This window comes from Streptomyces sp. sk2.1 (genome assembly GCF_008120935.1).
GTDB lineage: Bacteria > Actinomycetota > Actinomycetes > Streptomycetales > Streptomycetaceae > Streptomyces.
This window is the reverse complement of record NZ_RDBO01000052.1, coordinates 22,420-48,359: the sequence shown is the minus strand read 5'-3', so window position 1 is coordinate 48,359 and position 25,940 is coordinate 22,420. Positions and strand designations below refer to the sequence as shown.

The following is a 25,940-nucleotide window of genomic DNA, read 5'->3' as shown; positions in this document are numbered from 1 at the left end:
GGACTGTGGGGGGTGGGGGGATGTGCGCGCGACAGTTCCCCCAGCATCCTTGCGTGCCCATGACAGGCGCAAGGCCCGAAAGCCCAGACTTACCGCGCGGCGCCGGGCGGTGTCGGCCACCCCGCCGGTCCTGCCGCCTCCCCGCGCCCGCAACTGCGCAGCAGCGCACGCCCCTCCGCGGTCGCGACGTGCAACGACCGCCCGTCCCTGCGGACCGTGGTCACCAGACCGGCCGCGCGCAGCACCTTCATGTGCTGACTGATCGCCGGATGCGTCACCCCGAGGAGCCGGGCCAGGCCGACCGTGGAGGCGCCGGTGCGAACGGCCCGGAGGACCGCGGCGCGCGTGTGTCCGAGCAGCGCCCCCAGCGCGTCGCCGCCGGTCCGTTCCGGGGGCGCGGGCCGGACCCAGTCCATCGCGTGGTCGATCGGGTACACCAGGACGGGGGGAAGATCCCCGTCGGCGAGCGTGATGGGCGTGGGCCAGCAGAAGAACGAGGGCTGCAGAGTGAGCCCGCGGCCGTCGAGATGGAGGTGGTGGTCCACGGGATAGTCGGCCTCCAGCACCGGCGGCCGCCAGCGGAGCCGCGGTCCGAGAGCGGCCAGCAGGCCTTCCGTCCCGCCGTCCAGGAGGCTGTGCAGCCGGACGATGCGGTCCGCGTCGATGTGGGCGTGGATGCGCGGCCAGAACGGTGCCAGTGCCTCCTGGTGGTACGTGCGCAGGGCGTGCCCCAGCCGCAGGAGGGTGTCGCCGTCCCCGCCCGCCAGCGCGTCCGTCCAGCCGGGAAGGCGGCGCGAGGCGGCCACCCGCGCCAGATCCCTGCGCAGTCGCGGACCGGGGGTGCGCACCAGGGTGTCGACCGCCGCCTGGAACGTCTCGCCGTCGCCGCGGGTGGGCGTGAGGAAGTCCGGGGAACAGCCGTGGGGCGGCAGCAGCGGCGACAGGAATCTGCAACTGTCCGAGAGGCGCGGCCGCACCCACCGGCGCCATTCGCCGAACACCCCTTCCCCGTCGCGCCGTTGGAGGGTCTGCACGCTGTTGCTGATCTCCCACAGATGGTCCGGACCCGAGGCGACGCGCACCCGCCCCAGGTCCTCGGACGTGAAGTGCACCCGCAGCACGGCCAGTCGACCCCCGTTACCCGACTCCATGGACGAACTCCGTACCGGGACGGAGCGGAGCCCCAGCCGATCCCCGTCCGGCGGCCCCTGTCAAGACGCCCGACCGCCCCCGTCGGCGGGAGGCGACGGACGGGGGCGGCCGTCTCCTGCCAGTGGTGCACGGCAGACTTCCGGTCATGTTCACGGGGATCGACGACGTCGACCGGGCGTCCATGAACCATGCGTACGGCGATGCCTCCGACGTGCCGGAGCTGCCGCGGGGCCGGCGTCCGCCGATCCGGACGAACGGGAGGCCGCGCTCGACGGAATGCACGGCGCGGTGCACCACCAGGGGGACGTGTACGACAGCACGGTCGCGTGCATCCCGTTCCTGTTCGAGCCGGTCGCGACGGCCGGTCTGCCGGGGCGGGGCGGGATCGTCGACCTGCTCCGCAGTATCGACGGCGACGGCCGCGACGGCCCGGGAGGCACTGCCGGAGCTGCGGGAACCGGCCCGGGACGAGGACCCGGGCCACCGCGTCGACATGGCCGCGGCGCTGTGGTCGGCCGGGGGCGAGCAGGACCTCGTGCTGTCCGTGCTGTCCGAGGGCCTCGCGGGCGAGCGCCGGTTCCAGCGGTACGACGCGCTGCGGACGATCGCCCGCACGGGCACCGGGGCGGCCGGGCTGCTGCCCGCCCTGCGCGGGCTGCGCCAGTCGCCCGAGAAGAGCGGCGGCTGGGTCGCGGGCACCCTCACGGTGGCGCTGTGGCAGGTGGGAAGGGATCCGGACGAATCCGTGCCCGCACTGCTGCACGCGTGGTCGGAACACTGGGACAACCGCCCGGGGGCGGCCGAGGCGTGGGCGCGGACGGTGTCCGCCGCGGCCCCCGCCGTCCCGCTGCTCCGCCAGGAGCTCGCTTCCGTCCGGCGCCACGACAACACGCGCGGCCGGGGCCGGAACCGCTACCGCTGCGCCGACGACGAGCGACTGCTGCGGCACGGCCGTGCGGTGATCGCCGCGGTCGGGTCCTGAACGGGGCCGCACACGTTCCGCACGCGGCCCGTTCCCGTCCGTCACGCGGCGCGGCGGGCGCCACCACGGGCCGGAGCGGACCACCGGGCAGGAACAACCCCGGACATCGGGGCCCCGGCGACGACGCGGCGGGGCGGGGCACGGGTGGGGTAGCGGACCGGAGCACCGGGGAAGGGGGCCGGTCCCACGGAGGGACCGGGGCGCCACCGGACCACCGCCCGTGTTCCGATCCTCACGCGGGTGGGGCGTGATCGCACACGGAGACACGGCTTCGGCTGCGTACTTCTGCCCCGGCGGGGAAAAACCCTTCTACGAGAGGTCGCCAGAACCTCGTGACCGCACGGGCGACGCGCGTGGGCACCTCCTCGTACGCCATCTCCCGGGAGCCGGGCGCCGCGGCGACGGAACGGCTCCACGGAGTGACCCGAGGGTCCTGCCCGCCGCGGAGAGCCGCTCCTCGCAGGAGTACTCCGATGACCACACTCAAGATCACGTCTTTGCCACCCGCACGCCGTGAACACCTCCTGAGCCTCGCCGAGGATGTCCACTTCCCCGCGGCGCAGCGGCTCTTCGAGGAACACACCGCCGCCGATCGCTTCTGGGTACTGAAGACCGGGGCGGTGACCCTCGACTCACAGCTGCCCAACCGGCGCCGCGCGGAGATCGAGACCCTGGGGCCGGGCGAGCTGGTCGGGCTGTCCTGGCTCTTCCCGCCCTACGAGTGGGAACTGGGCGCCGAGACGCTGAGCCCCGTCCGGGCCCACGAATTCGACGCGGCCCGGGTACGGGCCCTGTGCCGGTCGGACCCCGAGTTCGGATTCGAGATCAGCCAGTGGGTCGGCATGGTGCTCACCCGGCGGCTGCACGCGACCCGCGGCAGACTGCTCGACCTCTACGAATCCGTCGCACGGACCTGAGACCGCCCACCGGGCCGCCCGCCCGCGCCCCGGTCGCAGGCCCCTCCCGGCGACCGGCGCGGCTCACGTCTGCCCGCCCGCGGCCGGGCGCGCTCCTGCCTGGCCGACGCGGGCGACACGGGTACGCTGGATGAGGCGGCTGCCGTCGGACGCCGGACACGGTGATTCAGACGCCGGACACGGTGAAGAGGGCGCCGTCGGAGTCGCGGATGACGCAGGCGTCCTCCGGGGTACCGGTGAGTGAGGGAACCGGTGATGACTCGCCCCCGGCCGCGACGGCGGCCGCTGCGGCCCGCCCGCTGTCCCGGACGTGGAAGTCGACGTTCCAGCGGGGCCGGACCTCCGGGTCGGGGGCGTCCTCGACGCCCCCGCCGCGCAGGGTGGCGACGGTGCGCCCCGAGGCCTGGACGACGATGTGGTCCTGGGCGTAGTCGACCGTGCAGCCGCCGGGCGGACGGGCCCAGTCGAAGATCTCCGCGTAGAAGATGGCGGCGTCGAACGCGTCGCGGGTCCGCAGGTCCAGCCGGACCGGGGCACCGCACCGCCCCACCGGCCAGGACAGGGCCGGGCCCTCCCAGAACCCGAACACGGCACCGTCCCGGTCGGCGGCGATCCCGGCCCGGCCGTCACCCAGCGGAAGGGGACCGACGGCGAGCGTGGCACCGCGCTCGTTGATCCGGCCCGCCGTCCGGTCCGCGTCCCCGACGGCGAAGTACGGGGTCCAGACGGCCGGATGGCTCCCACCCGGACAGCACCCGATCCCGGCGACCGGCTCGCCCCGCGCCAGCGCCACCGAGAAGTCGTCGCCCAGGGTGCTGTCCCTGAACTTCCACCCCATGACATCCGCGTAGAAGGCCTGCGCCGCCCGCAGGTCCTGCGTCAGCAGGTTCACCCAGCAGGGCGCGCCGATCACCGGCATGATCTTGTCGGAGGTCGTCATTCGGAACTCCTTCGGATGCGTGGAGGGACAGCCCCCGAACGTGCCGGACGACGGGGCCGCCCCGCGGCCGCCCCGGACCGCCGGTGCCGGTGTCGTACCGTGCGCGTGGGCCCACCTGGCGCCGGGACACGGACGCGGCGCCCCGACGACCGGGCCCTGGCCGGCCAGTGCCGGGCGTGGACGCGGCCACCGGGCCCCGCCCCGTGCGCACGGCTCATCCGGCTTGCCGCGGCGGACCGGAGGCGCCGCGACAGGGCCGCCGCCGCGCCGGGCCCATGCCCCCACCCTGGCGCCGATCGCACCCCACCGCACATCAACACCACGACGCCCGCGCCCGATCCCGCACCACCCCGGCCCGGACGGCCCTCGACCGCCCGGGCCCGTCCGTATCCGGTCCGGCTCCGGTCCTGGAGCCCCGAGGGCGATCCGGTCCGCCCGCCGGGCGGACAATGGAAGTGCGGACAATGGAAGTGAGGAAACGCCGCCGTGCGCCGGAGGACCGCACTCCCGCCGCTTCGGCGAAGGACCCCCCCGCGCGGCTGTGCCCTCCACCGGCCGCACTGCCGCGACCCGGACCCGGGACCCGCCCGGACCGGTCCGCGCCCGGCACGTCGGCGCGACGACGAGGAGCGGACATGGCACGGGTGGTGGTCGAGGGCGCCGACATCGTCGTGCGCCTGTCCTGGTGGGAGAAGGCGATGGCACGCCACCGCGACGTGCGCGTCCCGGTCACGGCACTGCGCCTCCCCAGGGTCGAGCCCGACTGGTGGCGGGCACTGCGCGGCGAGCGCGGCCGGGGCACCTGGATCCCCGGACGCCTGTACGCGGGTGTCCGCCCGCTCCAGGAGGGGCGGGACTTCGTGTTGATACGGGAGGGTCGGCCGGTGCTGTGCGTGGAACTGCGCCGGGGCGCCCCGTACAGCCGACTGGCGGTCTTCGTCCCCGACCCCGAGGAGGCGCTGGGCGCCCTGCTGCCACTGACCCCGCGGGACCGGCTGGGGGTGAAGTGACCGAACGCTTCCGCGCCCGGGACCGGAGCGGCGGAAGCACCGGCGACGGCACGACCGGGGCGCGGCCACCGGTGACGCCGAAGCCGTCCGCACGGAGATCGCCGACGAGGAGCGGAAGGGAGAGGCCGGATGAGTGAGAACCCGCACCCCGGCCGGCGGGGCGAGCGGTCGCTCGTGCCGGTGCGCGACTGGCGCGGGACCGCCCCGGCCGGGCTCCCGCCCCGGTACCGCCGGAACGCGGCGGGGACCGGCCGGACGGAGCCGAAGGCCGGGACGGAGCCGCGCGAGCGGATCGCGGAGCTGACCGACGACCTGCAACGGGTGAAGGCCGAGTACGACAACTACCGCAAGCAGGTGCGCCGCGACCGCCTGGCGATCCGGGAGATCGCGGTGGCCAACGTCCTCACCGGTCTGCTGCCGGTCCTGGACGTCGTGGAGGAGGTCCGCGGACGGGGCGACGACCGCGGCGCGGCGGCCCTCGCCGGGGTGATCGAGAACCGGCTGGCGGCACTCGGCCTGCGCACCGTCGGGGCGGTGGGCGAGCCCTTCGACCCCCATGACCACGAGGCGGTCGCCTTCCGTGCCTCCGGCGCGGCCCGTGCGGCCGTGTGCACCGAGGTGCTGCGGTACGGCTACCGGGTCGGCGACCATCTCCTGCGCCCCGCCCAGGTGGAGGTGACGGGGCCGGCCCCCACCCGGCGGACCGCCCGCGACACGGCCGACACGGCTCCCGGCCCCGAACGGGTGCGTACCCCACGGGACACCTGAACGCCGCCGGGTCCGGGAGCGGCGCCCGTACGACCGACCGAACGGGACCACCCCGGATCCCGTGCCCCCGTACGGCGACCGGGCGGGAGCCGTCCGGAAGCCTTCCGCGCGGCTCAGCCGCGGTAGAAGTCGGCGAGGGCGGTGAACGCGGCCTTGGGCTCCCACGGCATGTCGGGGTAAGTGGTCCCGGGACGGTCCTCGAAGACCTTCACGACGCCGTAGCTGGCCAGGTCCAGGTCCTCGCCGGGGCCGCAGTCGGGGCGGTGCGGGTAGTCGCGGAGCGCGAAGGTGAACACGAAGGCGCTGTCGACGCCTCCGGCGTCGAACGCTTCGAGCAACTCGCGTATGTACGCGGCCTGTCCGGCCTCGTCACGCTCGTACTCCCCGGTCAGCCGAAGCGGCGCACGGGTGTCCTTGTCGTGCTCGACGATCTCCAGGCCGCGGGCGCCGCTGTCACCGGCGCCCCGGTAGCAGGCCGAGCCGAACTCGGTGATCGCGACCGGCTTTCCCGGTGCGACGAGGCCGTGGACGCCCTCGGCGAACCGGTCGGCGGTCTCGGCCGACCGGTAGAGGTCCAGGGACACGATGTCGAAGAGGGACCAGTCGACGCCTTCGAGCGGCACGGCGGCGTAGGTGACCTTCCCGCCGAAGCGTTCGCGTACGAGGGGGACGGCCTCGGCGAGGAACTCGTCGACCCGGGCACCGGCCCCGGCGACGTGCTCGCGCACGTGCTGCGGGTCGGCCAGCAGCGCGACCCGCTCGTCCACCCCGTCGCCGGGCAGGAACCCCTTGTTCATCAGGCTCAGTTCGGCGCCGGTGACGAAGACGACCTCGGCCCCTCGGCGCCTGAGCCGCTCCGCGCGTTCGGCGCAGTCGGCGAACAGCGACAGCATCTGGTCGGTGGTCAGTTCGAGCGGGTAGGGGGAGAACCAGACCTCCAGGCCGAGATCGGCGGCGAGCCCCGCCGCGATCTCGATCCGGTCCGGATCGCCGCCCATGATCCGGACCGCGTTGCAGTGCAGGTCGTCGCGGATGACGCGCAGCTCGCGCCCGACCAGCTCCGGGTCGAAGGCGCTGTGCCCGACGGTTCCGCCGTGGACGAAGCCGGTGTCGTAACTGATGCCTCTGGCGCGCATGCGTCATGTCCTCTCCGCACGGAAACTTTTACGGTACGGACCGTACCTTATTTTTGGTGGGGCATGGGCTGCGACGAGAATGGGAGGGTACGGGCGGTATCGAGCGTGGGAAGGTGCCATGGCGGAGGAGTCGGAGGGGCGGGTGCGGTCGGACGCCGGACGGACACGGCGGCGCGGGGCCGCCCTGGAGGAGGCCATCCTGCGCGCCGCCGCGGACGAGCTCACCGGCTCCGGATACGCCGGGCTGACGATGGACAAGGTCGCCGCCCGCGCCGGCACCAACAAGAACGCCCTCTACCGCCGCTGGCCGAACCGCCTCGCGCTCGGCGTCGCCGCCTACAAGCACCTGGCCACGACGGTCCAGCCGCCCGACACCGGCACGCTCCGCGGCGACGTCCTGGAGTGGCTGCGCCAGGCGAACCGCTACTGGAGCTCCCCGCTCGGCGCGATCCTGCGCGAACTGCTCGCCGCCGCCGGCGGGACCCCGGAACTCCTGGCGCGGCTCCAGGAGAGCTCCGCGGACGCCACGGCCGCCGCCTGGCTGACCATCCTGGGCCGCGCCGTCGCCCGCGGCGAGGCTCCCCCCGAGGCGCTCCACCCCCGGGTCGCCACCGTGGCCATGGTCCTGCTGCGCAACGAATTCGTCGTACGCGCGGTGCCCGCCGCACCCGACGAGGTCCTCGTCGAGATCGTCGACGAGGTGTATCTGCCGCTGGTGCGCGGCCGGGGCGAACCACCGGCCTGAGCACCGCCGTTCGGACCGGGCGCGGTGTGCTCGGATGCCCTCCGGACGCCCTGTTCGGCCCGCTCCTTCCCGGCGCGGTCCTCGCCCGACGGGCACGGGCGGAGGGTTCGTCAGACGCGGACGAGCGGGGTGTCGACCAGATGCTCCGCCAGGAACCACGCCTGCAGTTCCCCCGTCCTGATCACCTGCGAGACCAGCAGGTCGTTGGTGCCGTCGTCACCCAGCTCACCGGTCCGGGCGGCGGCGTCGTGGGCCTCGACGAGGATGGTCTCGTGGGCCTCCAGCAGCCGCGACAGCATCGCCGGCACCTCCTCCACCCCGTCCGGAGGCCGCGGGACCGAGGTGATCTCCGCGACGTGCCGGGGGTCGCCCACCGCGACACCGCCCAGGGACTGGACACGTTCGGCGAGGGCGTCGACGAGTTCGAGCTGTTCCCCCGCGTGCTTGTCCAGGACCAGATGCAACTGGTAGAAGGTCGCGCCGCGCATCAGCCAGTGGTGCTTCTTGTAGAGGCCGTGGAGTATCTGGGTGTCCGCCAGAACCTTGTTCAGGCGTTGGCACGAATACGTCCGTGCCTCGTGGGACAGGCCGATCGGGAACTGCTTGACGGTGCCGAACTCCTGGACCACCTCGCCCTTGCGGTGCGACCGCGGCCGACTGCCGCTCAAGGGGCTGGAACTGCTGGTCATGGTGTGCCTCCTGCGGTACTGCGTCGTGCGTACGTGGATGACGCTAGGTCTTCGGGCACCGGGTGTGTTGACCGGTGGTGCACGCGGTGGTGCCTGCCGGTGCACTGTGCGCGCGTTCCGTACCGTCCGGTTCCGGCCCGCCCGCACCACGGACGGAAGCCGTGCGGCCGGACCCCGGGCGGGTGGTCCGGCCGCACGGCTTCCCGGCGGTCCGCGGTCCGGTCAGCCCGTCGCGCGCACCGCTTCGAGGATCAGCCCGGCCACCTCCACGGGCCGGGACACGGCCACGGCGTGCGAGGCGTCGTCGAGTTCGACGGTCTTCGCCCCGGCACGCTCGGCCCCGAACCGCTCGACCTCGGGGTTGATCGCCCGGTCCGCGCCGGCCACGAGCGCCCAGGAGGGCTTGGTGTGCCACGCGGCGGCCGAGGCCGCCTCCGTGAACACCGAGGTGGCCAGCGGGCGTTGCGCCACCGCGAGGACCTCGGTGACGGCGGTCGGCACGTCGGCGGCGAAGACGTCCCCGAACACCCCGGCCTCGATGGTGACCTCGACCGCGGGCTCCGACCCCCGCACGGGGTACGTCGCCTCCTTCAGGCTGCCGACGAGCGGCGAGAGGGGGAAGCGGCCCTGCAGTTCGCCCAGGCTCTCGCCCTCCTCGGGGACGTAGGCCGCGACGTAGACCAGCCCGACGACGTTCTCCGCGACACCCGCCACGGAGATGACCGCCCCGCCGTAGGAATGGCCGACGAGCACCACCGGACCGTCGATCCGGGCGGCCACGGACGCGATGTACGCGGCGTCGGACGCCAGACCGCGCAGCGGGTTCGGCGGCGCGACCACGGGGACGCCGTGGCTCTGCAGCTCCGCGATGACCCCGGACCAGCCGGCGGCGTCCGTGAAGGCGCCGTGCACGAGAACGGCCGTGGGTATGGGGCGTGTGGTCATGTTCGGGTTCTTCTCCTCGGTGCCGTGCGGTTCTCGGGGACGGGCGCGCGGCGCGGCGTCACCCGGTGTGGAGCGCGGTGCGCAGGGTGTCGACGGCCAGCGTGATGGCGGCCCGGGCGGCCTGGGTCCCGCGCAGGGCGTCGAGCATGACGAAGTCGTGGATGATGCCCTGGAAGCGCACGGCGGTGACGGGGACGCCGGCCCGGCGCAGCTTGTCGGCGTAGGCCTCGCCCTCGTCGCGCAGCACGTCGGCCTCGCCGGTGACGACCAGGGCCGGCGGCAGGCCGGTGAGCTGGTCGATGGTGGCCCGCAGCGGGGAGGCGGTGATCTGGGCGCGCTCGGCCTCGTCGGTGGTGTACTGGTCCCAGAACCACTGCATGCCGTCGCGGCGCAGGAAGTAGCCGGTGGCGAACCGGTGGTACGAGCCGGTGTCGAAGTTCGCGTCGGTGACCGGGTAGAAGAGGACCTGCTGGACGAGGGGGACGTCGCCGCGCTCCTTGGCCATCAGCGTCAGCGCGGCGGTCATGTTGCCGCCGACGGAGTCACCGACCACGGCCAGCCGCGAGCCGTCCAGCTCCTTGGCCGCGCCCTCCCGGACGATCCACCGCGCGACCGCGTAGTTCTGCTCGATGGCGACCGGGTAGCGGGCCTCGGGGGAGAGGTCGTACTCGGGGAAGACCACGGCGGCGTTCGCACCGACGGCGAGCTCGCGCACCAGACGGTCATGGGTGTGGGCGTTGCCGAACACCCAGCCAGCACCGTGGATGTAGAGGATCACCGGCAGGGGGCCGGTCGCCCCGGCGGGGCGCACGACGCGCGTGCGGACACCACCCGTCGGACCGCCCGGCACGGTGATCCACTCCTCGTCGATCCGCAGCTTGTCGACCTCCCCGGACTGCACCTCGTCGACCGCCTTGCGACCCTCGGCCGGCGGCAGGTCGAACAGATAGGGCGGATTGGCGGTCGCCTCGGCGAAAGCGGCTGCCGCCGGCTCCAGCACCGGCCGGGCCGGCTCCACGACGTCGGACATGTGGTTCTCCTGGGTTCCAGATGATGTGCCGGTTCCTCCGGCCGGGCGGCTCCGGGCCGGACACAGATCCGAGGGGCCGTCATTCACCAATCCAAAACCATGGGAACGGTGGAAATTGACCCCCAGCGCACAGGTAATGCCCCGACAGTGCACGGAAATGAAGGTGCACTTTCGGAACGAACACGGTGCACTGCCGGGAAACACCGCCGAGCCGGTCGGAAATAGCCTGAGGGCGAAGCAGTCGCGGGCCGTAGGGATTTCGATCCCGGGCACCTCACGGAAAAGCCGCCGGGAATCAGTTCCGGCCGGGCGCGGACGGATCGGTCCGAAACGCCCGAGTCCTCGTCCCGTCCGCCGCTGCCACCACGGCCGGACACCGGTGCGGAGGAAACGACGCAGCCGGAAACCGGCGCCGTCCACACCGCAGGAGGTTGTCGAAAGGTGTCCACGATGCCGGTCGGTGGGCTGGTCCCCAGCGCCACCGGCGATGCCGCGGATCTCGTCGTCCGCAACGCGAAGATCCACACCGGCGACCCGGGCCGTCCCGGGGCCGAGGCGATCGCCATACGCGACGGCGTCATCACGGCCGTCGGCGACGACGGGGACATGGCTTCCCGCGTCGGCCCGGCCACGAAGGTGGTCGACGCCCTCGGCCGCCGGATGATCCCCGGCCTCAACGACTCCCACCTGCATGTCATCCGGGGCGGCCTCAACTACGTGCTGGAGCTGCGCTGGGACGGCGTCCGCACACTGCGCCAGGCACTGGCGATGCTGCGCGAGCAGGCGGCCCGCACCCCCAAGGGGCAGTGGGTGCGGGTGGTGGGGGGCTGGTCGGTCGAGCAGTTCGCCGAACGGCGGCTGCCGACCGTCGCCGAGCTGAACGCCGCCGCCCCCGACACCCCGGTGTTCGTGCTGCACCTGTACCAGTCGGCGATACTCAACCGGGCCGCGCTCAGGGCCGCCGGATACACCGGGAACACCCCCGACCCGAAGGGCGGCCAGATCGTACGGGGCCGGCGCGGCGAACCCACCGGCATGCTGCTGGCCGCTCCGAGCGCCCTGGTCCTCTACTCGACCCTGGCCAAGGCCCCGGTTCTGGAGGGCGAGGACAGGAAGACCTCGACCCGTCACTTCCTGCGGGAGCTGAACAGGTTCGGGCTCACGTCGGCGATCGACGCCGCCGGCGGATTCCAGAACTTCCCCGACGACTACGGCACGGTCGTCGAACTCGCCGGGGCCGGACAGCTGTCGCTGCGCATCGCCTACCACCTCTTCCCGCAGACCGCCGGCCAGGAGATCGAGGACCTGACCCGCTGGGTCGGAACGGCCCGCCCCGAGGACGGCGACGAATGGCTGCGCCTCAACGGCGCCGGGGAGAACCTCACCTGGGCGGCGGCGGATTTCGAGAACTTCGCCCAGCCGCGCCCCGAACTCGACCCCGGATACGCGGTGGAATTCGAGAAGGCCGTGCGTCTGCTCATGGAGAACGGCTGGGGATTCCGGCTGCACGCCACCTACGACGAAACCATCCGGCGAGATCTCACGGTATTCGAGAAACTGGCCGCCGAAGGGCTCTTCCCGGCCGGGAACCGCTGGCTCTTCGACCACGCGGAGACCGTCTCCGCGGAAAGCCTCGACCGCGTCGCCGCCCTCGGTGGAGCCATGTCCGTACAGAACCGGCTGTCCTTCCAGGGCGAGGCGTTCGTACGCCGCTACGGCCCCGGCGCCGCCGCGGACGCCCCTCCGGTCCGGGCCATGCTGGAGCGCGGACTGCGGGTCGGCGCCGGCACCGACGCCACCCGGGTCTCCACCTACAACCCGTGGACGGCCCTGCACTGGCTGGTCACCGGCCGCACCGTCGGCGACCTGGTCGTCCGCCCGCCGCACAACCGCGTCGACCGGCGGACGGCACTGTCGATGTTCACCTCGGCGGGCGCCGCGCTGACCGGCGAGGAAGACGTCAAGGGCATTCTGCGACCGGGGTACTTCGGCGACCTCGCGGTCCTGTCCGACGACTACTTCACCGTGCCCGAACCGGACATCGCGCACATCGAGTCCCTGCTGACGGTCGTCGGCGGCCGGATCGTCCACGCCGCCGCCGAGTACGAGGGCCTCGACGAGGAACTGCCGCCGGTCAGCCCCGGGTGGAGCCCGGTCGCGCACTTCGGCGGTTACCGGGCCGCGCCCCGCACCGGCCCGTCGGGCGCCCGCCAGGCCGAACTGCTCGGCGAGGCCGTCGCGGAGTCGGAACAGCACCGGCAGTGGCGCGTACGGCGGGGCCTGCTCCCCGACGCGGGCGCCCCGGTCCTCGACCCCTGCTTCTCCCTCTGACCTCCCGGGCGGGGCCCGGCCACGGGCCGCCCCTCCCGGGACACCACTCCACTCCATCGCGCTCCGCCGAACGGCGGCCGTGCGCGGAAGCGGGCACCCGTCCGCACCCACCCACCCATGAAAGGCACTCCCATGTTCGACATCTCCGAGGTCACCGCGGCTCCCGGCCCCGACCTGCTGACCCCCGACAACTGCGCCGTGCTGTTCGTGGACCACCAGCCGCAGATGTTCTTCGGCACGGGGAGCGGCGACCGCACCGCCATCATCAACTCCACCCTGGGGCTGGCCGAGGCGGCCAAGGTGTTCGACGTCCCGGTGGTCCTGAGCACCGTGGCCGCCGAATCCTTCTCCGGCCCGATCCTGCCCGGCCTGGCCGAGGCGTTCCCCGACGAGAGGATCATCGACCGGACCACGATGAACGCCTGGGAGGACGCCGAGTTCGTCGAGGCCGTCCGGGCGACCGGCCGCAGGAAGCTCGTCATCGCGGGTCTGTGGACCGAGGTCTGCGTCGTACTGCCCACGCTGTCCGCCATCTCCCAGGGGTACGAGGTCTACGTCGTCACGGACGCGTCCGGCGGCGTCAGCCCGCAGGCCCACGAGCACGCCGTCCAGCGCATGATCCGGGGCGGTGCCGTCCCGGTGACCTGGGTGCAGGTGCTGCTCGAACTCCAGCGCGACTGGGCGCGGGAGGAGACGTACGTTCCCGTCACGGAGGTGGTGAAGGAGCACGGCGGTGCCTACGGTCTGGGCCTGGTCTACGCGCAGGCCGTCATCGGCGCCCACGCGGCCGGCTGACCATCGGCCGGGCACGGACGGAACGTCGGGAACGGGCGGGAACGCGATGGACATCGGACTGTTGGTCCTCCGGCTGGCGGTGGGGCTCCTCATCGCCGGACACGGGGTGCAGAAGGTCAGTTTCGGGCTGGGCGGCCACGGCCTGGCGGGCGGGACGGAGGAGTTCCGCCGCGACGGCTTCCGCGGCGGCGGGCTCACCGCGCTCGCCGCGGGCGGCAGCCAGATCGGCGCCGGCCTGTTCCTGGCGGCCGGTCTGCTCACCCCCGCGGCGGCGATGGCCGCCATGGGCGTGATGACGGTCGCCGGCACCGTCAAACGGCCCAACGGGCTCTGGGTGCAGAACGACGGCTACGAGTACCCGCTGGTCCTCGTCGTGGTCGCCGGGGCCCTCGCCCTCACCGGGCCGGGCCGCTGGTCGGCCGACCACGCCCTGGCGCTGACCCCCTGGCCCTGGTGGGTCCCGGTCGTGGCCCTCGTGGCCGGCCCGATGAGCGGACTGCTCACCCGGGTGCTGCTGCACCGCCCCCCGGCCGGAAGTCCCCCGGCCGGAAGTCCCCCGAGCGAGGGTTTCCCGGCCGGAAGGGGAAGGAGCCGGTATGCGCAAACTGCTGACTGACATGGCCCGTACGCTGGCCCCGCCCCGGGAGGACCGGCACGGCCCGCTGCCACCGCTCATGCTGGCGCTGACGGTGGTGACCGGCCTGGTCGACGCCGTCAGCTATCTGGCACTCGGGCGCGTCTTCGTCGCCAACATGACCGGCAACGTGGTGTTCCTGGGGTTCGCCCTGGCGGGCGCCGAGGGGCTGTCCGCGCCCGCCTCCGTCGTGTCGATGGCCGCGTTCCTCGCCGGCGCGCTGGCGGGCGGCCGGCTCGCCAATCGGTTCACGGCGCACCGCGGGCGGTTGCTGGCCCTCGCCACGGCGCTCCAGACGGTGCTCGTCGCGGCGGCGGCCGTCGTCGTCGGGCTCTCGCGCGACGGCGTGTCCGGGGAGGTCCGGTACGCCCTGATCGTGCTCCTCGGCCTCGCCATGGGGCTGCAGAACGCGGTCGCCAGGCGCCTCGGAGTCCCGGACCTCACGACGACGGTGCTGACCCTGACCCTGACGGGGCTGGCCGCGGACTCCGCCCCGGCGGGCGGGCCCGGCCCCCGCCCCGGGCGGCGGATCCTGTCCGTGCTGGCCATGTTCCTCGGAGCCCTCGGAGGTGCCGTGCTCCTGGCCCACGCAGGACTCCTCCCGGTCCTGGTCCTGGCGGCGGCGCTGCTCGTGGTGGTGTCCGCGGTCACCCGCCGGCTCTCGGCCCCCGGTGTTACCTGGGCCGGACCCGGGGCATGAGCCGGACCGCCGTCCCGCGGGAGGGCCGGGCACCCCGGCCCTCCCGGCAGCGGGGAGGACACCCCCGCTCAGCGCTGAGGGGCCTCGCGCACGGGGTGCTTGCTCAGGATGGAGACCCGGTTGAACGCGTTGATGGTGATCGCCACCCATATCACCGCGGAGATCTCGTCGTCGGTGAGGGTCCGGCGGGCCTCGGCGTAGGCGCTCTCCTGCGCGAGGGCGTTCGCGGGCTCGGTGGTCGCCTCCGCCAGCGCGAGCGCCGCGCGTTCACGTGCCGTGAACAGTTCGGTGTCGCGCCAGGCGGCCAGCACGCCCAGGCGCCGGGTGGTCTCACCCGCGCGCAGTGCGGCCCGGGTGTGCACATCGAGGCAGTAGGCGCAGTTGTTGATCTGCGACACGCGGAGGTTGACCAGCTCCACCAGCACCCGGTCCAGCCCCGCGTCGGCGGCGACCGCGCGGACCGCGCCGGACGTCTCGACCAGGGCGCGGTACGCGCTCGGACTCTGCTTGTCCACGAAGACCCGCTCGCTCACGGGGCCCGCCGCCGTGTCACTCAACCTGGACTCCTTCACCGGACCTGCCCGATCCTCGCTCGTTTCGCCGTGCGCCCGACGGAGCATCGGCCTACCATCGGGCATAATTATTGAACATGAAACCATTTTTGGGAGGGGCGTGTGATGAACGACGCCGAGAAGGGGCCCGCAGGACCGCCCCGGGCGGCCTTCGACCACGGTGAACACCCGCCGGTGATCGAGGTGCTCGGAGCTCGGGACGTCCCGCTGGGCGGCCCGAGGGCGATGACGGTACGGCGCACGCTGCCGCAGCGGGCCCGGACGACGATCGGCGCCTGGTGCTTCGCCGACCACTACGGCCCCGACGACGTCGCCGACACCGGCGGCATGGACGTCGCACCCCATCCCCACATCGGCCTGCAGACGGTCAGCTGGCTGTTCAGCGGGGAGATCGAGCACCGGGACAGCATGGGCAACCACGCCTTCGTGCGACCCGGCGAGCTGAACCTCATGACGGGCGGCCACGGCATCAGCCACTCGGAGGTCTCCACCGCCCGCACCACGACCCTGCACGGCGTCCAGCTGTGGGTGGTGCTCCCCGAGGAACACCGGAACACCGGACGTGACTTCCAGCACCACGTCCCGGCCCCGGTCCGGGTCGGCGGGGCCGAGATCAGGGTGTTCCTGGGGGCACTGGCGGGGGACACCTCCCCGGTGCGCACCTTCACCCCGCTGCTCGGCGCCGAACTCCTCCTCGACCCGCACTCGACGACCGAACTCGCCGTCGACACCGGCTTCGAGCACGGCGTCCTCGTCGACCACGGGGACGTGCACGTCGCCGGGACGACCCTGCGCCCGGCGGAGCTGGGATACCTCGGCACGGGGAACGACACGCTGACGCTGACGAACGGGACGGACTCCGTCGCGCGGGTCATCCTGCTCGGGGGAACACCGTTCGAGGAACGGATCGTCATGTGGTGGAACTTCATCGGCCGGAGCCACGAGGACATCGTCGAGGCCAGGGAGGCGTGGCAGAACGCGTCCGACCGCTTCGGCGAGGTCGACGGCTACGACGGCGACCGCCTGCCCGCACCCGTACTTCCCAACATCCGCATCGCACCGCGCCGCAACCCGGCGCACCACTGAGAGGCCCACGATGACACAGCCCGCCGCCGCTCCGGTCGTCCAGCGAGTGGACTCCGAGCACCGCTACGAGATCCTGGTCGACGGCGTGACCGCCGGCCTCACCGAGTACCGCGACCGCGACGAACAGCGCGTCTTCTACCACACCGAGACGGGCGAGGCCTTCGCCGGACAGGGCCTGGCCTCGGCACTCGTGCGGCAGGCGCTGGACGACGTACGCGCCTCGGGGAAGCGCGTCGTGCCGGTCTGCCCCTACGTGGCGAAGTTCCTCAAGAAGCACGAGGAGTTCGCCGACATCACCGCCCCGGTGACCCCCGAGGTCCTGAAGTGGCTGAAGGGCGTGCTGGCGCACTGACCGCTCCCGCCGTCCCGGCCCACCCGCCCCGCACGGGCGGGGTCCGGCCGGGACGGCGCCCCGGGGAGCCCGCCGCGGCCGTACGGGACCGGCGGCACGGCGGCTACCGGTGCCCGGCACCGGTGAGGGCGGCCGCGACCGGGCGCCCCGGCACGGCCCCGTCGCCGTCGGTGCGCAGGCTGCGCCATTCACGGGGGGAGAGGCCGTAAGCGGCGCGAAAGGCCCGGCTGAAGTGGGCGGGGTTCACGAAACCCCACCGCTGGGCCACCGCGGACACGGTCGGGGCCGTCCGGCCGCGGCGGGCCAGCTCGCGTGCGCACTCCTCCAGACGACGTTGCTGGATCAGCCGCCCGACCGTCACCCCCTCGCCCTCGAAGACCCGGTGCAGATACCGGACGGAGATGTGCTGGGCCCTCGCGATGCTCTCCGGCGACAGGGCCGGATCACCCAGATGGCGATCGATGTGCTCACGGACGCGCCGTACGAGGTGGCCGCGGGCGGTGTCCGTGTCCGCGGGGGCCCGCAGCGTCCGCTCGGCCACCAGGGTGTCGAGCAGATCGACGACGCCGCCCGCCAGCTTGCCGCCGACGACCGGGGAGTACGAGCGCGCCGAGGTGGCCAGTGCGCTCAGGAAGGGCAGCAGTGCCGCACCGAAACCGTCGGCGGGCCCGACGACGGTGCCGGTGACCTGGCGGATGTCGGCGTCCGGCGCGCTCAGGGCCTGGTGGGGCACCTGGAAGACGTGGGCGGAGAACCGTTCGGGGTAGTCGAAGGAGTAGGGCCGCGTCGTGTCGTACACCACGAGGTCGCCCTCGCCCACCTCGGCCCGCCGGCCGTCCTGGAGGAGGGTCGCCGTGCCCGACACCTGGATGCCGACCGCCACGAGCGCCTCGGACGACCGCGCGATGAGCGCCGGCGTACGGCTGACCCGCTTCGCGTCGGCCTCCATGGTGGACACCCGCAGGCACCCGATGCGGTCGGTCGTGAGCCGTCCGGAGAACGGGCCGTCGCCCCGCGGCGCGACGGCCATCGGTACCAGCGCCTTCCCCACCGCGTCACTCCAATAGGCGACCTTGTCCCGGTCGGGAACGGACGCGGTCGTCATCACCGGACTCAACTGTTTCTCCCTCCACCCGTGCGGTACGGCGAAGCCGAGGGGACCGCACGGACAGCCGACACCTTCCGGGAGCGGGCCGCCGTGGCGTCCCGTTCCCCGGTGAGAAGCCAAGCAGCCGGTCACCCGGGGCTCCAGGCACAACACAGGCAGAAAGAAACAGCGTGACGGGCGCGGCCCGGCGCGGTGCGCCACCGGAACAGCGAGGTGCGCCGGAAGGGAAGAAGCGGTGCGCCGGAAGGAAAGAGGTGGTGCGCAGGAAGGAAAGAAGGGCGATGGCCGTCGTGCCAGGGTGGGTGTGCGCGGGCCGGAAGCACGGGGCCCACCCTGCCGATGCCTTCGGCGGGTGGGCCCCGTGGTTCTTCAAGAGGTGCCGGGGTCAGTCGCTCCCGGACCCGGGGGCGTCGAGGGAATCGAGCTGCTCCCGGGCCTCGGCGACGCGCTGGGGGTCGGCGTCGGAACCGAGGGAGAGACAGTGGGTGAAGGCTTCCCGGGCACGGTCCCGGTCCCCGGCGGCCAGCAGGGCCTTGCCCAGGTCCACCAGCGCGTGGCTCCCCGTGGCCGCGTTGCCGCTCTCGCGGCTGAGGTCGACGGCGATCCGCAGATGGGCCACGGCCTGCGCCCAGCGCCCCACGAGGCCGTGGGCGCGGCCCATGCGCGCGTTCGCGCTGGTCCGGGTGAAGTGGGCGATGTGCGGTGCCAGCCGGTCCTCGTTCTCGTCGAGGAAGTCGATCGTGCGGAGGGACGCGGCGATCGTCTCCTCGGGCCGGCCCGCGTCCAGCAGCGCGACAGCGGCACTGGCCATGGACTGGAGGGCGCCGTGGAGGTCGCCCGCGGCCTCGAACAGCGCGGCGGCCCGGCCGTTGTGATCGGCGGCCGAGGTGTGGTCGTGGACGATCCGGAAGGCCCAGGCGGTGTAGAGGTGGGCCCACGCCTGCTGGGCCGGGTCGCCGGCGCGCTCCGCGACGGCGAGCGCCCGGGCCGCGCGGGCGAGACTGTCGTGGGGGCGGCCCTCGCACAGGAGGAGGGCCCAGGCGTGGTAGTTGAGCTGGGTGGCCTCGAGGAGCGGATCGTCCAGGGCACGTGCGGAGCGGGCCGCGGTACGGAAGACCTCCGACCAGTGCCCCCAGAAGATCCACTGGTCGGAGAACCAGTGCATGGCCTCGGCCACCTCGACCACGGTGGCGTGCTCGCCCTCGGCGGCGGCATGACGCAGCGCGGCCAGCCAGTTGGCGCTCTCGTCCTGGATCCACTCGCGGGCCCGGTCCGCGTCGGACAGGTCCACGATGCCCTGCCACGAGGCCGGCGGAGCACCCCGGTCGGGCTCGAACCAGCCGCCGGCCACCACCGCGGTCTCCAGCAGCCAGCGGTGCATCGCCCCGCGGGCCCGTGCGGCGTCCTCGGCGGACTCCTCGGCCTCCAGGCGGGTACGGGCGTACAGCCGCAGCAGGTCGTGGAGGCGGTAGCGGTCCCGGTCCGTGCCCAGCAGGCCGGTCTCCACCAGCTCCTCTAGGGCGTCCTCGGCGTCGAACAGCGGCTGCCCGGTCAGCCGGGCGGCACAGGCGGCGCCGGTGTCGGGACCCGGGACCAGGGCGAGCAGCCGGAACACCCGGGCCGCCCCGGGGGTGAGCTGACGGTAGGACAGGTCGAAGGCGGCCGACACCCGCACGTCACCGGCCGCCAACGTGTCCAGGCGCCGTTCCTCGAGGGCGAGGCGGTCGGCGAGACGGCGCACGCTCCAGCCACTGCGGGTGGCCAGCCAGCTGCCCGCCACCCGCAGGGCCAGCGGCAGGTGCCCGCAGCGCCGGGCGACCTCGGCCAGTGCCACCGGATCGCTCCCCGCGCGCTCCGTACCCACCATGGCGGTCAGGAAGGCGGCGGCCTCCTCCCCGCTCAGCTCGCCCAGCGGCAGGCGGTGCACGCTCTCCAGCCCGGTGAGCATCCGCCGGCTGGTCACCACGACCATCCCCGCCCCGGTGCCGGGCAGCAGCGGACGGACCTGGGCCTCGTCCCGGGCGTTGTCCAGCACCAGCAGGTACCGGCGGTCGGCCAGCACCTGCCGGTACAGCCCGGGATGCCCCTGCGGCCCGGCCTTCGCAAGGTCCCGGTCGGCCACGCCCAGGGCCTTGAGCACCCCCAGCATCAACTCGGCCGGTTCGGGCGGGACATCGTCCATGCCGCGCAGGTCCACCATCAGCTGCCCGTCGGGGAACCGGTCCGCGAGCTGCCGGGCGGCGTGCAGGGCGAGCGTGGTCTTGCCCGTGCCCGGTGGACCGGACACCGCCGCCACCATCTGTCCGGAATCCGACGTTCCGGGTCCGGCCCGGTCGGCGAGTCCCGCCAGCCGTACCAACTCCCGCTCCCGGCCCACGAAGTCGTCGATGCCGCGCGGGAAGGCGCGCACCCCCAGCGGGCTGTACCCCGGCCTGCGTCCGGCCCGGGCGGCGGCCAGCAACCGCTCCCGGTCCTCCTCGCCCAGCCCCAGGCCGTCGGCGAGCGCGGCCACGGTCCGCCGCTGCGGAGCCGCCCGCCGGTTCCGTTCCAGATCGCCGATGCCCCGCACGCTCACCCCCGACGCCTCGGCCAGGCCCTCCAGCGTCAGCGATGCCCCCAGCCGCAACTCCCGCAGCAACGCCCCGAACACCGCGTCCCCATCGACCACCACGTCCCCTTGCTCCCCGCATTCGAACCGAACGGCCGAACGTAATCACGATCATCGCAGGTCAGCCATGGTATTGGCTCGGTGGGCGGAGTGCTTCGACCATCCCGGCGCCACCGCGCAGGGCGTCAGTGCTGCCGCCGCAACCAGGCGTCGAGAGCCGCGTAGTCGCCGTCGGCCAGACCGCGGCGGGGGTCGACCCGGTGGAGCAGGGCGCGGCCCGGATGGTGGGCGGCGACCCAGGACCGGTCGGTATCGGTGATCTCGTCGTCGACCCAGGCGAACGGGCGTCCCGCCGCGCGATCGACGAGGGTCCGGGTCTTCCAGTGCAGTCCGTCGCGCTCGTCCCGGGCATCGACATCGGACGGCTCCGGCCAGACCACCACGGCCAGCGGCGGCAGACCGAGCAGGGGAGCGACGCACTCGTTCGCGTCGCCCATCCACGTCGTGGCCCAGACGATCTCGCAGGGGAGCGCGGCCAACCGGGGGCCGTGCCCGGGATCGATCCTGGTCAGGAGCGGGTTCGCGGCGGCACCGAGGAGCGCGGGATCCACCGCGTGGGTCGGATGGTGGTGCGCCGGCGCACCGAACGGGATGAGCGGTCCGTCGACGTCGAGGAACAGCAGCGGACGCTGCGCGGGGTCAATCACGGCAGCACGACAGCGACCGGCCCCGGGCCCGGCGCCGCCTCCCGGACCCCGCCACCTGCGGGCGCTCTTGTCCCGGGGGCCATGATCGGTGAGCATCATCGGTATGCGCGGGGTCCATGACGACGAGCGGCTGGCGGGCGTCTACCAGAGCGGCAACGAGATGCCCGAGGAATCACTGAGGGACTGGACACGACTGATCGGCTCCTTCACGGACCGTCCGTCGCCCGCCGTGGTGGAGATCGGCGCGGGCACCGGCATGTTCTGCTCGGCGATGGCCCGTTGGCTGGACCCGTCGGTGGTGATCGGGATCGATGCCTCCCTGCCCATGCTCACCCGGGCCCGGAGCCTCGACCCGTACCCCGCGGTCCACTACCTGGCAGGCACCGCGGAAGCCGTCCCCACCGGCTCCGACCTGTTCGACCTGGCCCTGCTGTCCCGGGTGATCCACCATCTGCCCGACCGCGTCGGGGCGGCGCGTGAACTGGCCCGTGTCCTGCGGCCCGGCGGAACGGTCGTCGTCCGGACGACGTTCCGGGAACGGCTGGACGCGCTGGTCTACGACTACTGGCCGCGCCTGCGCGAGTCGGACGAACAGCGCTTTCCGTCCAGGGCCGAGGTACTCGACGACTTTGCCGCGGCGGGCTTCGCGGTCCGGACCGTCATCTCCTTCGCCCGCCCCGTCACCGCCGGCCTGCGCGACTACCACGCCCGCATGACGTCCCGGCCCCAGTCGAAGTTCACCCGGCTCACCGCCGAGGAGTTCGAGGACGGGCTGCGGCGTCTGGCGGCCGACGCCCGCAACGAGCCGGCGACGCGCCCGGTTCCCGTGACGGAGCGGTACGACGTGGCCGTGCTGTCCCTCCCCTGAGCGGCGGCTTGCCCCCGGGGACGGTGCCGCCGGTACGGGAGGGGACGGGGAATGCGATGATGGCGGCTCCGACGATCCCGAGGGGCGATCCCGCGTGCACACGCCCGCCGATCATCTCGAACTGGCGCGTACCGAGAACGACGGCCGGGTCCTGCACCGGCTCGTGCGAAGCCCGTACCCCTTCGTATGGCAGGCGTTGGCGGCCAACCCCCACACCCCGCCCGCGGCCCTCCTGGAGCTGAGCGCGGCCCGGGACAGCGCCTGGAACGACAACCGGCTCCTGCGGCTGCTGGCGGAACACCCCCGCGCGGACCGCACCGTGCTGCGAGCGGTCCTCGACGCCACGGCGGCCGTGCTCGCGGAGGGCGAGCGGCCCTACGCCGCCGTGCTCGCCCTGGCGGGGCGCGAAGAGCTGGAGGCGGGCGAGGTGGAACGGCTCGGAACCCTTCGCGGCGCCTCGGCCCGGCTGCGCGGCCTGCTCGCCCGGCGGCTGGACTCCCGTGCCCCGGACCGCGCGTGATCCTCCGCGGGGGCGGACGCCGTCATGCCTCCAGCAGCCGTGCGGCACGCCGCTCGTCGAGGCCGCCGCGCCAGCCCGCCAGCGGCAGGGTGATGTCCGAACGCGGTGCGCCGCGCAGCGTGCGGGACGCGGCGTGCCGCTCGGCGGTGGGGACGAACCGGTCCCACATCGGCGGCAGGACCGGGCAGGGAAGCACCCCGGTCTCGGCGAGTCCGATGAGGATGCCGTAGCGCTGGTACTTGTCGGTGCCGGGCACGATCCTCGCCCGGGCGACCGCCTTCTCCAGTTCGCCCGGGCGCGTACCCGCCGGTACCGAGCGGATCACGTCGAGCAGCGCGCGCAGCCGTTCGCGGTCCTCCTCCTGCGGTCGGGGCAGCCCCTGCGCCACCGCGGCCTCCAGGTCCGGCAGGTAATGCTCCGGGATCTCGTTCCACGCCCAGCCGAGCGCGAGGCGCAACAGCTGCTCGGTGACGTCGACCTCGGCCTCCGGGCCCAGGCCGCAGTCGGGAACCCCGTCCCCGTCCCGCGGAGCGGTGCCGAGGAACCGTGCCCAGCCGTGGGAGATCACCGTCTGCCGGCCGCGCGGGGCGCTGCCCAGCCCGGCGACGAACGCCGCGAGCACCGCGTCCTCGTGCAGCGCGGCGGCCGCGGCGACGGCGCGTTCGACGATCTCGGACGCGCTCCACCGCTCGGGCTCGCGCACCGGCCACCCCGCGCGACGGGCCGCGGCGGCGTCCGAGGGGTCGCCGGACGGTTCGGCTCCCTTGACCGTCCCGGTCCGGGTGAAGCGGTACCCGTAGCAGCGCATCAGCGGCTCCAGGTCGTCCTCGCCCGGAATCCGGCGCGGGGCGGGGCCCGGGGGAGTGGAGCCGCCGGTCATGAGAGCGCCTCCCAGGACCAGGCCGCGATGCCCACGCGGTTGCGCACCTTCAACTTGGCCTGGATGTTGGCGATGTGGGTCTTCGCCGTGCCGGGGGAGATGAACAGGCGCGCGCCTATCTCGGCGTTCGTCAGGCCCTCCGCGACGAGGCGGGTGATCTCCTCCTCGCGGGGGGTGAGGGGCGAGGGTTCGCGCGGTGCCGGAGGAACGGGAGCCGCCACGGACCGGAGGAGGCGGACCGTGATCTGGGGGCTGATGAGGACGTCGCCGGCCATGGCGGCCCGCACCCCCTCGATCAGCAGGCCGGGGCCCGAGCGCTTGAGGAGGAAGCCGCAGGCGCCGTCCCGCAGGGCCGTACGGACGTAGTCGTCGTGGTCGAAAGTGGTCACCACGAGGACGCGGAGCGGGTCGGGCACGCCCGGGCCCGCCAGCCGCCGGGTCACCTCCAGGCCGTCGAGGACCGGCATGCGGATGTCCGCGACGACCAGGTCGGGGCGGAGCTCGCGGGCCAACTCGACGGCTGCGCCACCGTCGGCCGCCTCGCCCACGACCGTCATGTCCGGCTGGGAGTCGAGGATCAGCCGGAATCCGCCGCGGATGTCCTCCTGGTCGTCGGCCAGGAGGATGCGGGTGGGCGCGGACGCGCCCGTCGGGGGAATGGTCACTTCGGTTCCTTCGCAGGGGTCGTGCGGGTCGTTCGCAGCGGCAGGACCACCACGAGGCGCCAGCCGTCCTTCTCGTACGGGCCCGCGGTGAGTGTGCCGCCCAGCGCCTCGGCGCGTTCGGCGAGCGCGGGGAGGCCGCGCCCGCCGCCGCCCCGGCGCAGCGGATCGCTGCGGGGGCCGGGAGACGTGCGCGACGCCTCGTTGGTCACGTGCAGTTCCACGCCCCCGGGGACGGGGACGAAGCGGACTTCCGCGCGGGGAGCCCGGGGAGCGTGCCTGCGGACGTTCGTGAGCGCCTCGACCACGATGCGGTACGCCACCGCGCTCGCCTCCCGCGCGTGGGTGAAGGACTCCAGAACGTCCGGTGGCAGGAGGAGCCGGGTCGTGGTGCCGCTCGATTCCGTGAAGTCGCTCACCAGGGCGGCGAGTTGGGGAACCCCCGGCGGCTGGGGCGATGCGTCCGGCACCTCCTCCTCGTCCAGCATGCGTATCGTCCGGTCCATCGTCTCCAGGGCGTTCAGGCCCGCCTTCTCGATCCGCTCCAGGGCCAGGACCGCCTGGCTCGGATCGGCCGCCGCCACGAAGCGGGCCGCCTGGGCCTGCACGACGATGCCGCTGACGTCGTGCGCCACGAAGTCGTGCAGATCGCGCGAGAGTTGGAGCCGCTGGGCGCGCCGCGCCTCCCCGACCGCGGCGCGCCGGCGCAGGTCCATGCGGCGCGGATAGGCCCCGATCGCCGCCGCGCCGAGCGCGGGGAGCAACCAGAACGCCGCCGCGCCCGTACGTTCCAGGAAACCGCCGTCGATCAGCGGCGCGGGCCAGACGGCCACCGCGAGGACCGCGAGGGGGACCGCCACGCGCAGCTCCCGCACGGGCGACCAGCGCGTCACCGCCGCGATGAGGAGCAGCAGCAGGGCGGCCTCCGGGAGCTTCCAGAAGGAACCGGGGCCCGTGGTGGCGGTCGCGGTGGTCGTCAGGGACAGCAGGGCGCAGACCGCCGTGGGGCGGGCCAGGCCGGAGGGCCGACGGCGGATCAGGGCCCGGGCGACGGTCGCCGCCGCCGCGAGCGCCGGAAGGCCGCCGAGTATCACGCTTGTCATGGCCGGTGTCGTTTCCCCCGTGGTCGTTCCGTCCGTCGGTGAGGGCGGGGCCGTCCGGTGCGGGCCCGCCCCGCCGTCGCGCTCATCGGCCCCGGCGCCTTTGCGCAACCCCCGCCGACGAGAGGGGCGCTCACCCGAAGGACGCTACCCGGCGGCCGTCGCGAGGACGTGCCCGGGTCCGTTCCGGTGCCGCGGGCTCCGCGCGGTCACACGCTCATGCCGTAGCCCAGTTCCTCGGCGGCGACGCACCAGAAGGAGTTCTCGTCGGCGACGGCGTCGGCGTCGAGCGCCTCGAACCGTTCCAGCAGCGCGTCGGTGAGCGCGTCGGCGGCCTCCTCGGCCAGGTCCACGGCCTCGTCGTCGTCGACCTCCTCGCCGGGTCCCCCGTACGCGGCGGCCTCGTCGGCGGCCTCCTCGTAGGCGCGGTTGAAGGCGACGAACGCCGCCGCCCCGGAGTTCACCAGGTGGGGATCGGCGCCCTCGGGCAAGCTCCACAGCGACCCGTCGTCGCGGCGCAGGCCGAGCGCGCCCGCTCCCGGATCGACCGCGACCAGGGCGTACCGCGCACCGTCGACCGTGCGTTCCGCGAAAGGAGGTTCCTGCCAGGCGCCGGGGTGGGGAAAGCGGGTGCATCCGGCCAGGAGCGAGGCGAGTTCGGTGTCGTTCATGCCGAGAACCTAGCCCGTGCCACCGACACCCG

At 73.7% G+C, this 25,940-nt stretch carries 27 protein-coding genes and 1 pseudogene; 14 read left to right on the top strand and 14 right to left on the bottom strand.

All coding sequences use genetic code 11. The features are described from left to right. Positions 1 to 89: 89 nt before the first annotated feature. Entirely contained in the window at positions 90 to 1,121 is a 1,032-nt protein-coding gene (locus EAO76_RS17175) for a helix-turn-helix transcriptional regulator (RefSeq protein ID WP_148836845.1), read from the bottom strand. A gap of 176 nt (positions 1,122 to 1,297) precedes the next feature. Here EAO76_RS17175 and EAO76_RS46300 point away from each other — a divergent pair. The 3 genes and pseudogenes from EAO76_RS46300 to EAO76_RS17160 form a co-directional block, all read left to right on the top strand. Next, a pseudogene (locus EAO76_RS46300) lies at positions 1,298 to 1,566 on the top strand (hypothetical protein); the annotation flags it as partial. A gap of 79 nt (positions 1,567 to 1,645) precedes the next feature. Beyond that, positions 1,646 to 2,134, top strand: coding sequence for a hypothetical protein (locus EAO76_RS17165; protein ID WP_148836836.1), 489 nt, complete (start codon positions 1,646 to 1,648; stop codon positions 2,132 to 2,134). A gap of 473 nt (positions 2,135 to 2,607) precedes the next feature. Further along, positions 2,608 to 3,051, top strand: a complete 444-nt coding sequence (locus tag EAO76_RS17160) for a Crp/Fnr family transcriptional regulator (protein ID WP_148836835.1) — start codon at positions 2,608 to 2,610, stop codon at positions 3,049 to 3,051. Between the two features lie 166 nt (positions 3,052 to 3,217). Here EAO76_RS17160 and EAO76_RS17155 read toward each other — a convergent pair whose 3' ends face one another. After that, positions 3,218 to 3,991, bottom strand: coding sequence for a VOC family protein (locus EAO76_RS17155; protein WP_148836834.1), 774 nt, complete (start codon positions 3,989 to 3,991; stop codon positions 3,218 to 3,220). 635 nt (positions 3,992 to 4,626) lie between these two features. On the opposite strand from EAO76_RS17155, the gene EAO76_RS17150 reads away from it, so the two are divergent. Beyond that, positions 4,627 to 5,001 (top strand): hypothetical protein, encoded by a 375-nt coding sequence (locus EAO76_RS17150; RefSeq protein WP_148836833.1) that lies wholly within the window; start codon positions 4,627 to 4,629, stop codon positions 4,999 to 5,001. Positions 5,002 to 5,130: 129 nt separating this feature from the next. Next, on the top strand, positions 5,131 to 5,769 hold the full coding sequence (gene grpE / locus EAO76_RS17145; RefSeq protein ID WP_148836832.1) for a nucleotide exchange factor GrpE: 639 nt from the start codon (positions 5,131 to 5,133) through the stop codon (positions 5,767 to 5,769). Positions 5,770 to 5,882: 113 nt separating this feature from the next. Here grpE and EAO76_RS17140 read toward each other — a convergent pair whose 3' ends face one another. Then, entirely contained in the window at positions 5,883 to 6,905 is a 1,023-nt protein-coding gene (locus EAO76_RS17140) for a hypothetical protein (RefSeq protein WP_148836831.1), read from the bottom strand. Positions 6,906 to 7,023: 118 nt separating this feature from the next. Here EAO76_RS17140 and EAO76_RS17135 point away from each other — a divergent pair, with 118 nt between their 5' ends. Then, positions 7,024 to 7,650: a TetR/AcrR family transcriptional regulator gene (locus tag EAO76_RS17135; RefSeq protein ID WP_148836830.1), complete on the top strand. Its 627-nt coding sequence runs from the start codon at positions 7,024 to 7,026 to the stop codon at positions 7,648 to 7,650. A gap of 110 nt (positions 7,651 to 7,760) precedes the next feature. Here the strand turns inward: EAO76_RS17135 and EAO76_RS17130 are convergent, their stop codons facing one another. From EAO76_RS17130 to EAO76_RS17120, 3 genes are all read right to left on the bottom strand, one after another. Beyond that, positions 7,761 to 8,339, bottom strand: coding sequence for a Dps family protein (locus tag EAO76_RS17130; protein WP_148836829.1), 579 nt, complete (start codon positions 8,337 to 8,339; stop codon positions 7,761 to 7,763). A 222-nt stretch (positions 8,340 to 8,561) separates the two neighbouring features. Further along, positions 8,562 to 9,284 carry an alpha/beta fold hydrolase gene (locus EAO76_RS17125; RefSeq protein ID WP_148836828.1) on the bottom strand — a complete coding sequence of 241 codons (723 nt, stop codon included), beginning with the start codon at positions 9,282 to 9,284 and terminating at the stop codon, positions 8,562 to 8,564. A 58-nt stretch (positions 9,285 to 9,342) separates the two neighbouring features. Next, the gene (locus EAO76_RS17120; RefSeq protein WP_148836827.1) at positions 9,343 to 10,314 is read right to left on the bottom strand and encodes an alpha/beta hydrolase; all 972 of its coding nucleotides are present in this window, start codon (positions 10,312 to 10,314) and stop codon (positions 9,343 to 9,345) included. A 450-nt stretch (positions 10,315 to 10,764) separates the two neighbouring features. Between EAO76_RS17120 and EAO76_RS17115 the strand changes: the two genes are divergently transcribed. From EAO76_RS17115 to EAO76_RS17100, 4 genes are all read left to right on the top strand, one after another. Beyond that, complete coding sequence (locus EAO76_RS17115) at positions 10,765 to 12,645, top strand: amidohydrolase (RefSeq protein WP_187438672.1); 1,881 nt, start codon at positions 10,765 to 10,767, stop codon at positions 12,643 to 12,645. Between the two features lie 132 nt (positions 12,646 to 12,777). Continuing rightward, positions 12,778 to 13,440 (top strand): hydrolase, encoded by a 663-nt coding sequence (locus tag EAO76_RS17110; protein ID WP_148836844.1) that lies wholly within the window; start codon positions 12,778 to 12,780, stop codon positions 13,438 to 13,440. A gap of 46 nt (positions 13,441 to 13,486) precedes the next feature. Then, entirely contained in the window at positions 13,487 to 14,056 is a 570-nt protein-coding gene (locus EAO76_RS17105; protein WP_148836825.1) for a DoxX family protein, read from the top strand. Next, positions 14,037 to 14,774 carry a DUF1275 family protein gene (locus tag EAO76_RS17100; protein ID WP_148836824.1) on the top strand — a complete coding sequence of 246 codons (738 nt, stop codon included), beginning with the start codon at positions 14,037 to 14,039 and terminating at the stop codon, positions 14,772 to 14,774. The genes EAO76_RS17105 and EAO76_RS17100 overlap by 20 nt, the downstream gene beginning before the upstream one ends. A gap of 68 nt (positions 14,775 to 14,842) precedes the next feature. On the opposite strand, the gene EAO76_RS17095 is transcribed toward EAO76_RS17100, so the two are convergent. Beyond that, complete coding sequence (locus tag EAO76_RS17095) at positions 14,843 to 15,331, bottom strand: carboxymuconolactone decarboxylase family protein (protein WP_262375549.1); 489 nt, start codon at positions 15,329 to 15,331, stop codon at positions 14,843 to 14,845. A gap of 120 nt (positions 15,332 to 15,451) precedes the next feature. Here EAO76_RS17095 and EAO76_RS17090 point away from each other — a divergent pair, with 120 nt between their 5' ends. Next, positions 15,452 to 16,432 (top strand): pirin family protein, encoded by a 981-nt coding sequence (locus EAO76_RS17090; protein WP_148836822.1) that lies wholly within the window; start codon positions 15,452 to 15,454, stop codon positions 16,430 to 16,432. 10 nt (positions 16,433 to 16,442) lie between these two features. After that, on the top strand, positions 16,443 to 16,784 hold the full coding sequence (locus tag EAO76_RS17085) for a GNAT family N-acetyltransferase (RefSeq protein WP_148836821.1): 342 nt from the start codon (positions 16,443 to 16,445) through the stop codon (positions 16,782 to 16,784). A gap of 103 nt (positions 16,785 to 16,887) precedes the next feature. Here EAO76_RS17085 and EAO76_RS17080 read toward each other — a convergent pair whose 3' ends face one another. The 3 genes from EAO76_RS17080 to EAO76_RS17070 all read right to left on the bottom strand — a co-directional run bounded on the left by EAO76_RS17080 (position 16,888) and on the right by EAO76_RS17070 (position 21,207). Continuing rightward, a complete protein-coding gene (locus tag EAO76_RS17080) occupies positions 16,888 to 17,901 on the bottom strand; it encodes a helix-turn-helix domain-containing protein (protein ID WP_148836820.1) in 1,014 nt (337 codons plus the stop codon). Positions 17,902 to 18,277: 376 nt separating this feature from the next. After that, entirely contained in the window at positions 18,278 to 20,563 is a 2,286-nt protein-coding gene (locus EAO76_RS17075) for a helix-turn-helix domain-containing protein (RefSeq protein WP_262375547.1), read from the bottom strand. A gap of 122 nt (positions 20,564 to 20,685) precedes the next feature. Next, positions 20,686 to 21,207, bottom strand: a complete 522-nt coding sequence (locus EAO76_RS17070; RefSeq protein ID WP_148836819.1) for an HAD domain-containing protein — start codon at positions 21,205 to 21,207, stop codon at positions 20,686 to 20,688. A gap of 103 nt (positions 21,208 to 21,310) precedes the next feature. Between EAO76_RS17070 and EAO76_RS17065 the strand changes: the two genes are divergently transcribed. Then, positions 21,311 to 22,075 carry a class I SAM-dependent methyltransferase gene (locus EAO76_RS17065; protein WP_148836818.1) on the top strand — a complete coding sequence of 255 codons (765 nt, stop codon included), beginning with the start codon at positions 21,311 to 21,313 and terminating at the stop codon, positions 22,073 to 22,075. 94 nt (positions 22,076 to 22,169) lie between these two features. Next, entirely contained in the window at positions 22,170 to 22,595 is a 426-nt protein-coding gene (locus tag EAO76_RS17060) for a hypothetical protein (RefSeq protein ID WP_148836817.1), read from the top strand. Positions 22,596 to 22,617: 22 nt separating this feature from the next. Here EAO76_RS17060 and EAO76_RS17055 read toward each other — a convergent pair whose 3' ends face one another. From EAO76_RS17055 to EAO76_RS17040, 4 genes are all read right to left on the bottom strand, one after another. Further along, complete coding sequence (locus EAO76_RS17055; protein WP_148836816.1) at positions 22,618 to 23,475, bottom strand: hypothetical protein; 858 nt, start codon at positions 23,473 to 23,475, stop codon at positions 22,618 to 22,620. Next, positions 23,472 to 24,140, bottom strand: a complete 669-nt coding sequence (locus EAO76_RS17050) for a response regulator (RefSeq protein WP_376448194.1) — start codon at positions 24,138 to 24,140, stop codon at positions 23,472 to 23,474. The genes EAO76_RS17055 and EAO76_RS17050 overlap by 4 nt, the downstream gene beginning before the upstream one ends. After that, positions 24,137 to 25,240 carry a sensor histidine kinase gene (locus EAO76_RS17045; RefSeq protein WP_148836815.1) on the bottom strand — a complete coding sequence of 368 codons (1,104 nt, stop codon included), beginning with the start codon at positions 25,238 to 25,240 and terminating at the stop codon, positions 24,137 to 24,139. The genes EAO76_RS17050 and EAO76_RS17045 overlap by 4 nt, the downstream gene beginning before the upstream one ends. Before the next feature lie 206 nt (positions 25,241 to 25,446). Next, positions 25,447 to 25,908 (bottom strand): SUKH-4 family immunity protein, encoded by a 462-nt coding sequence (locus EAO76_RS17040; RefSeq protein WP_148836814.1) that lies wholly within the window; start codon positions 25,906 to 25,908, stop codon positions 25,447 to 25,449. Positions 25,909 to 25,940: the final 32 nt, after the last annotated feature.

What these genes read in the sequence shown, in the direction of transcription:
- EAO76_RS17100 (WP_148836824.1), top strand. Translation starts at nt 14,037, where the DNA reads ATGCGCAAACTGCTGACTGACATGGCCCGTACGCTGGCCCCGCCCCGG.
- EAO76_RS17090 (WP_148836822.1), top strand. Translation starts at nt 15,452, where the DNA reads ATGAACGACGCCGAGAAGGGGCCCGCAGGACCGCCCCGGGCGGCCTTC.
- EAO76_RS17110 (WP_148836844.1), top strand. Translation starts at nt 12,778, where the DNA reads ATGTTCGACATCTCCGAGGTCACCGCGGCTCCCGGCCCCGACCTGCTG.
- EAO76_RS17155 (WP_148836834.1), bottom strand. Translation starts at nt 3,991, where the DNA reads ATGACGACCTCCGACAAGATCATGCCGGTGATCGGCGCGCCCTGCTGG.
- EAO76_RS17040 (WP_148836814.1), bottom strand. Translation starts at nt 25,908, where the DNA reads ATGAACGACACCGAACTCGCCTCGCTCCTGGCCGGATGCACCCGCTTT.
- EAO76_RS17105 (WP_148836825.1), top strand. Translation starts at nt 13,487, where the DNA reads ATGGACATCGGACTGTTGGTCCTCCGGCTGGCGGTGGGGCTCCTCATC.
- EAO76_RS17165 (WP_148836836.1), top strand. Translation starts at nt 1,646, where the DNA reads ATGGCCGCGGCGCTGTGGTCGGCCGGGGGCGAGCAGGACCTCGTGCTG.
- EAO76_RS17150 (WP_148836833.1), top strand. Translation starts at nt 4,627, where the DNA reads ATGGCACGGGTGGTGGTCGAGGGCGCCGACATCGTCGTGCGCCTGTCC.
- EAO76_RS17160 (WP_148836835.1), top strand. Translation starts at nt 2,608, where the DNA reads ATGACCACACTCAAGATCACGTCTTTGCCACCCGCACGCCGTGAACAC.
- EAO76_RS17130 (WP_148836829.1), bottom strand. Translation starts at nt 8,339, where the DNA reads ATGACCAGCAGTTCCAGCCCCTTGAGCGGCAGTCGGCCGCGGTCGCAC.
- EAO76_RS17055 (WP_148836816.1), bottom strand. Translation starts at nt 23,475, where the DNA reads ATGACCGGCGGCTCCACTCCCCCGGGCCCCGCCCCGCGCCGGATTCCG.
- EAO76_RS17135 (WP_148836830.1), top strand. Translation starts at nt 7,024, where the DNA reads ATGGCGGAGGAGTCGGAGGGGCGGGTGCGGTCGGACGCCGGACGGACA.
- EAO76_RS17045 (WP_148836815.1), bottom strand. Translation starts at nt 25,240, where the DNA reads ATGACAAGCGTGATACTCGGCGGCCTTCCGGCGCTCGCGGCGGCGGCG.
- EAO76_RS17085 (WP_148836821.1), top strand. Translation starts at nt 16,443, where the DNA reads ATGACACAGCCCGCCGCCGCTCCGGTCGTCCAGCGAGTGGACTCCGAG.
- EAO76_RS17120 (WP_148836827.1), bottom strand. Translation starts at nt 10,314, where the DNA reads ATGTCCGACGTCGTGGAGCCGGCCCGGCCGGTGCTGGAGCCGGCGGCA.
- EAO76_RS17065 (WP_148836818.1), top strand. Translation starts at nt 21,311, where the DNA reads ATGCGCGGGGTCCATGACGACGAGCGGCTGGCGGGCGTCTACCAGAGC.
- grpE (WP_148836832.1), top strand. Translation starts at nt 5,131, where the DNA reads ATGAGTGAGAACCCGCACCCCGGCCGGCGGGGCGAGCGGTCGCTCGTG.
- EAO76_RS17125 (WP_148836828.1), bottom strand. Translation starts at nt 9,284, where the DNA reads ATGACCACACGCCCCATACCCACGGCCGTTCTCGTGCACGGCGCCTTC.
- EAO76_RS17115 (WP_187438672.1), top strand. Translation starts at nt 10,765, where the DNA reads ATGCCGGTCGGTGGGCTGGTCCCCAGCGCCACCGGCGATGCCGCGGAT.
- EAO76_RS17140 (WP_148836831.1), bottom strand. Translation starts at nt 6,905, where the DNA reads ATGCGCGCCAGAGGCATCAGTTACGACACCGGCTTCGTCCACGGCGGA.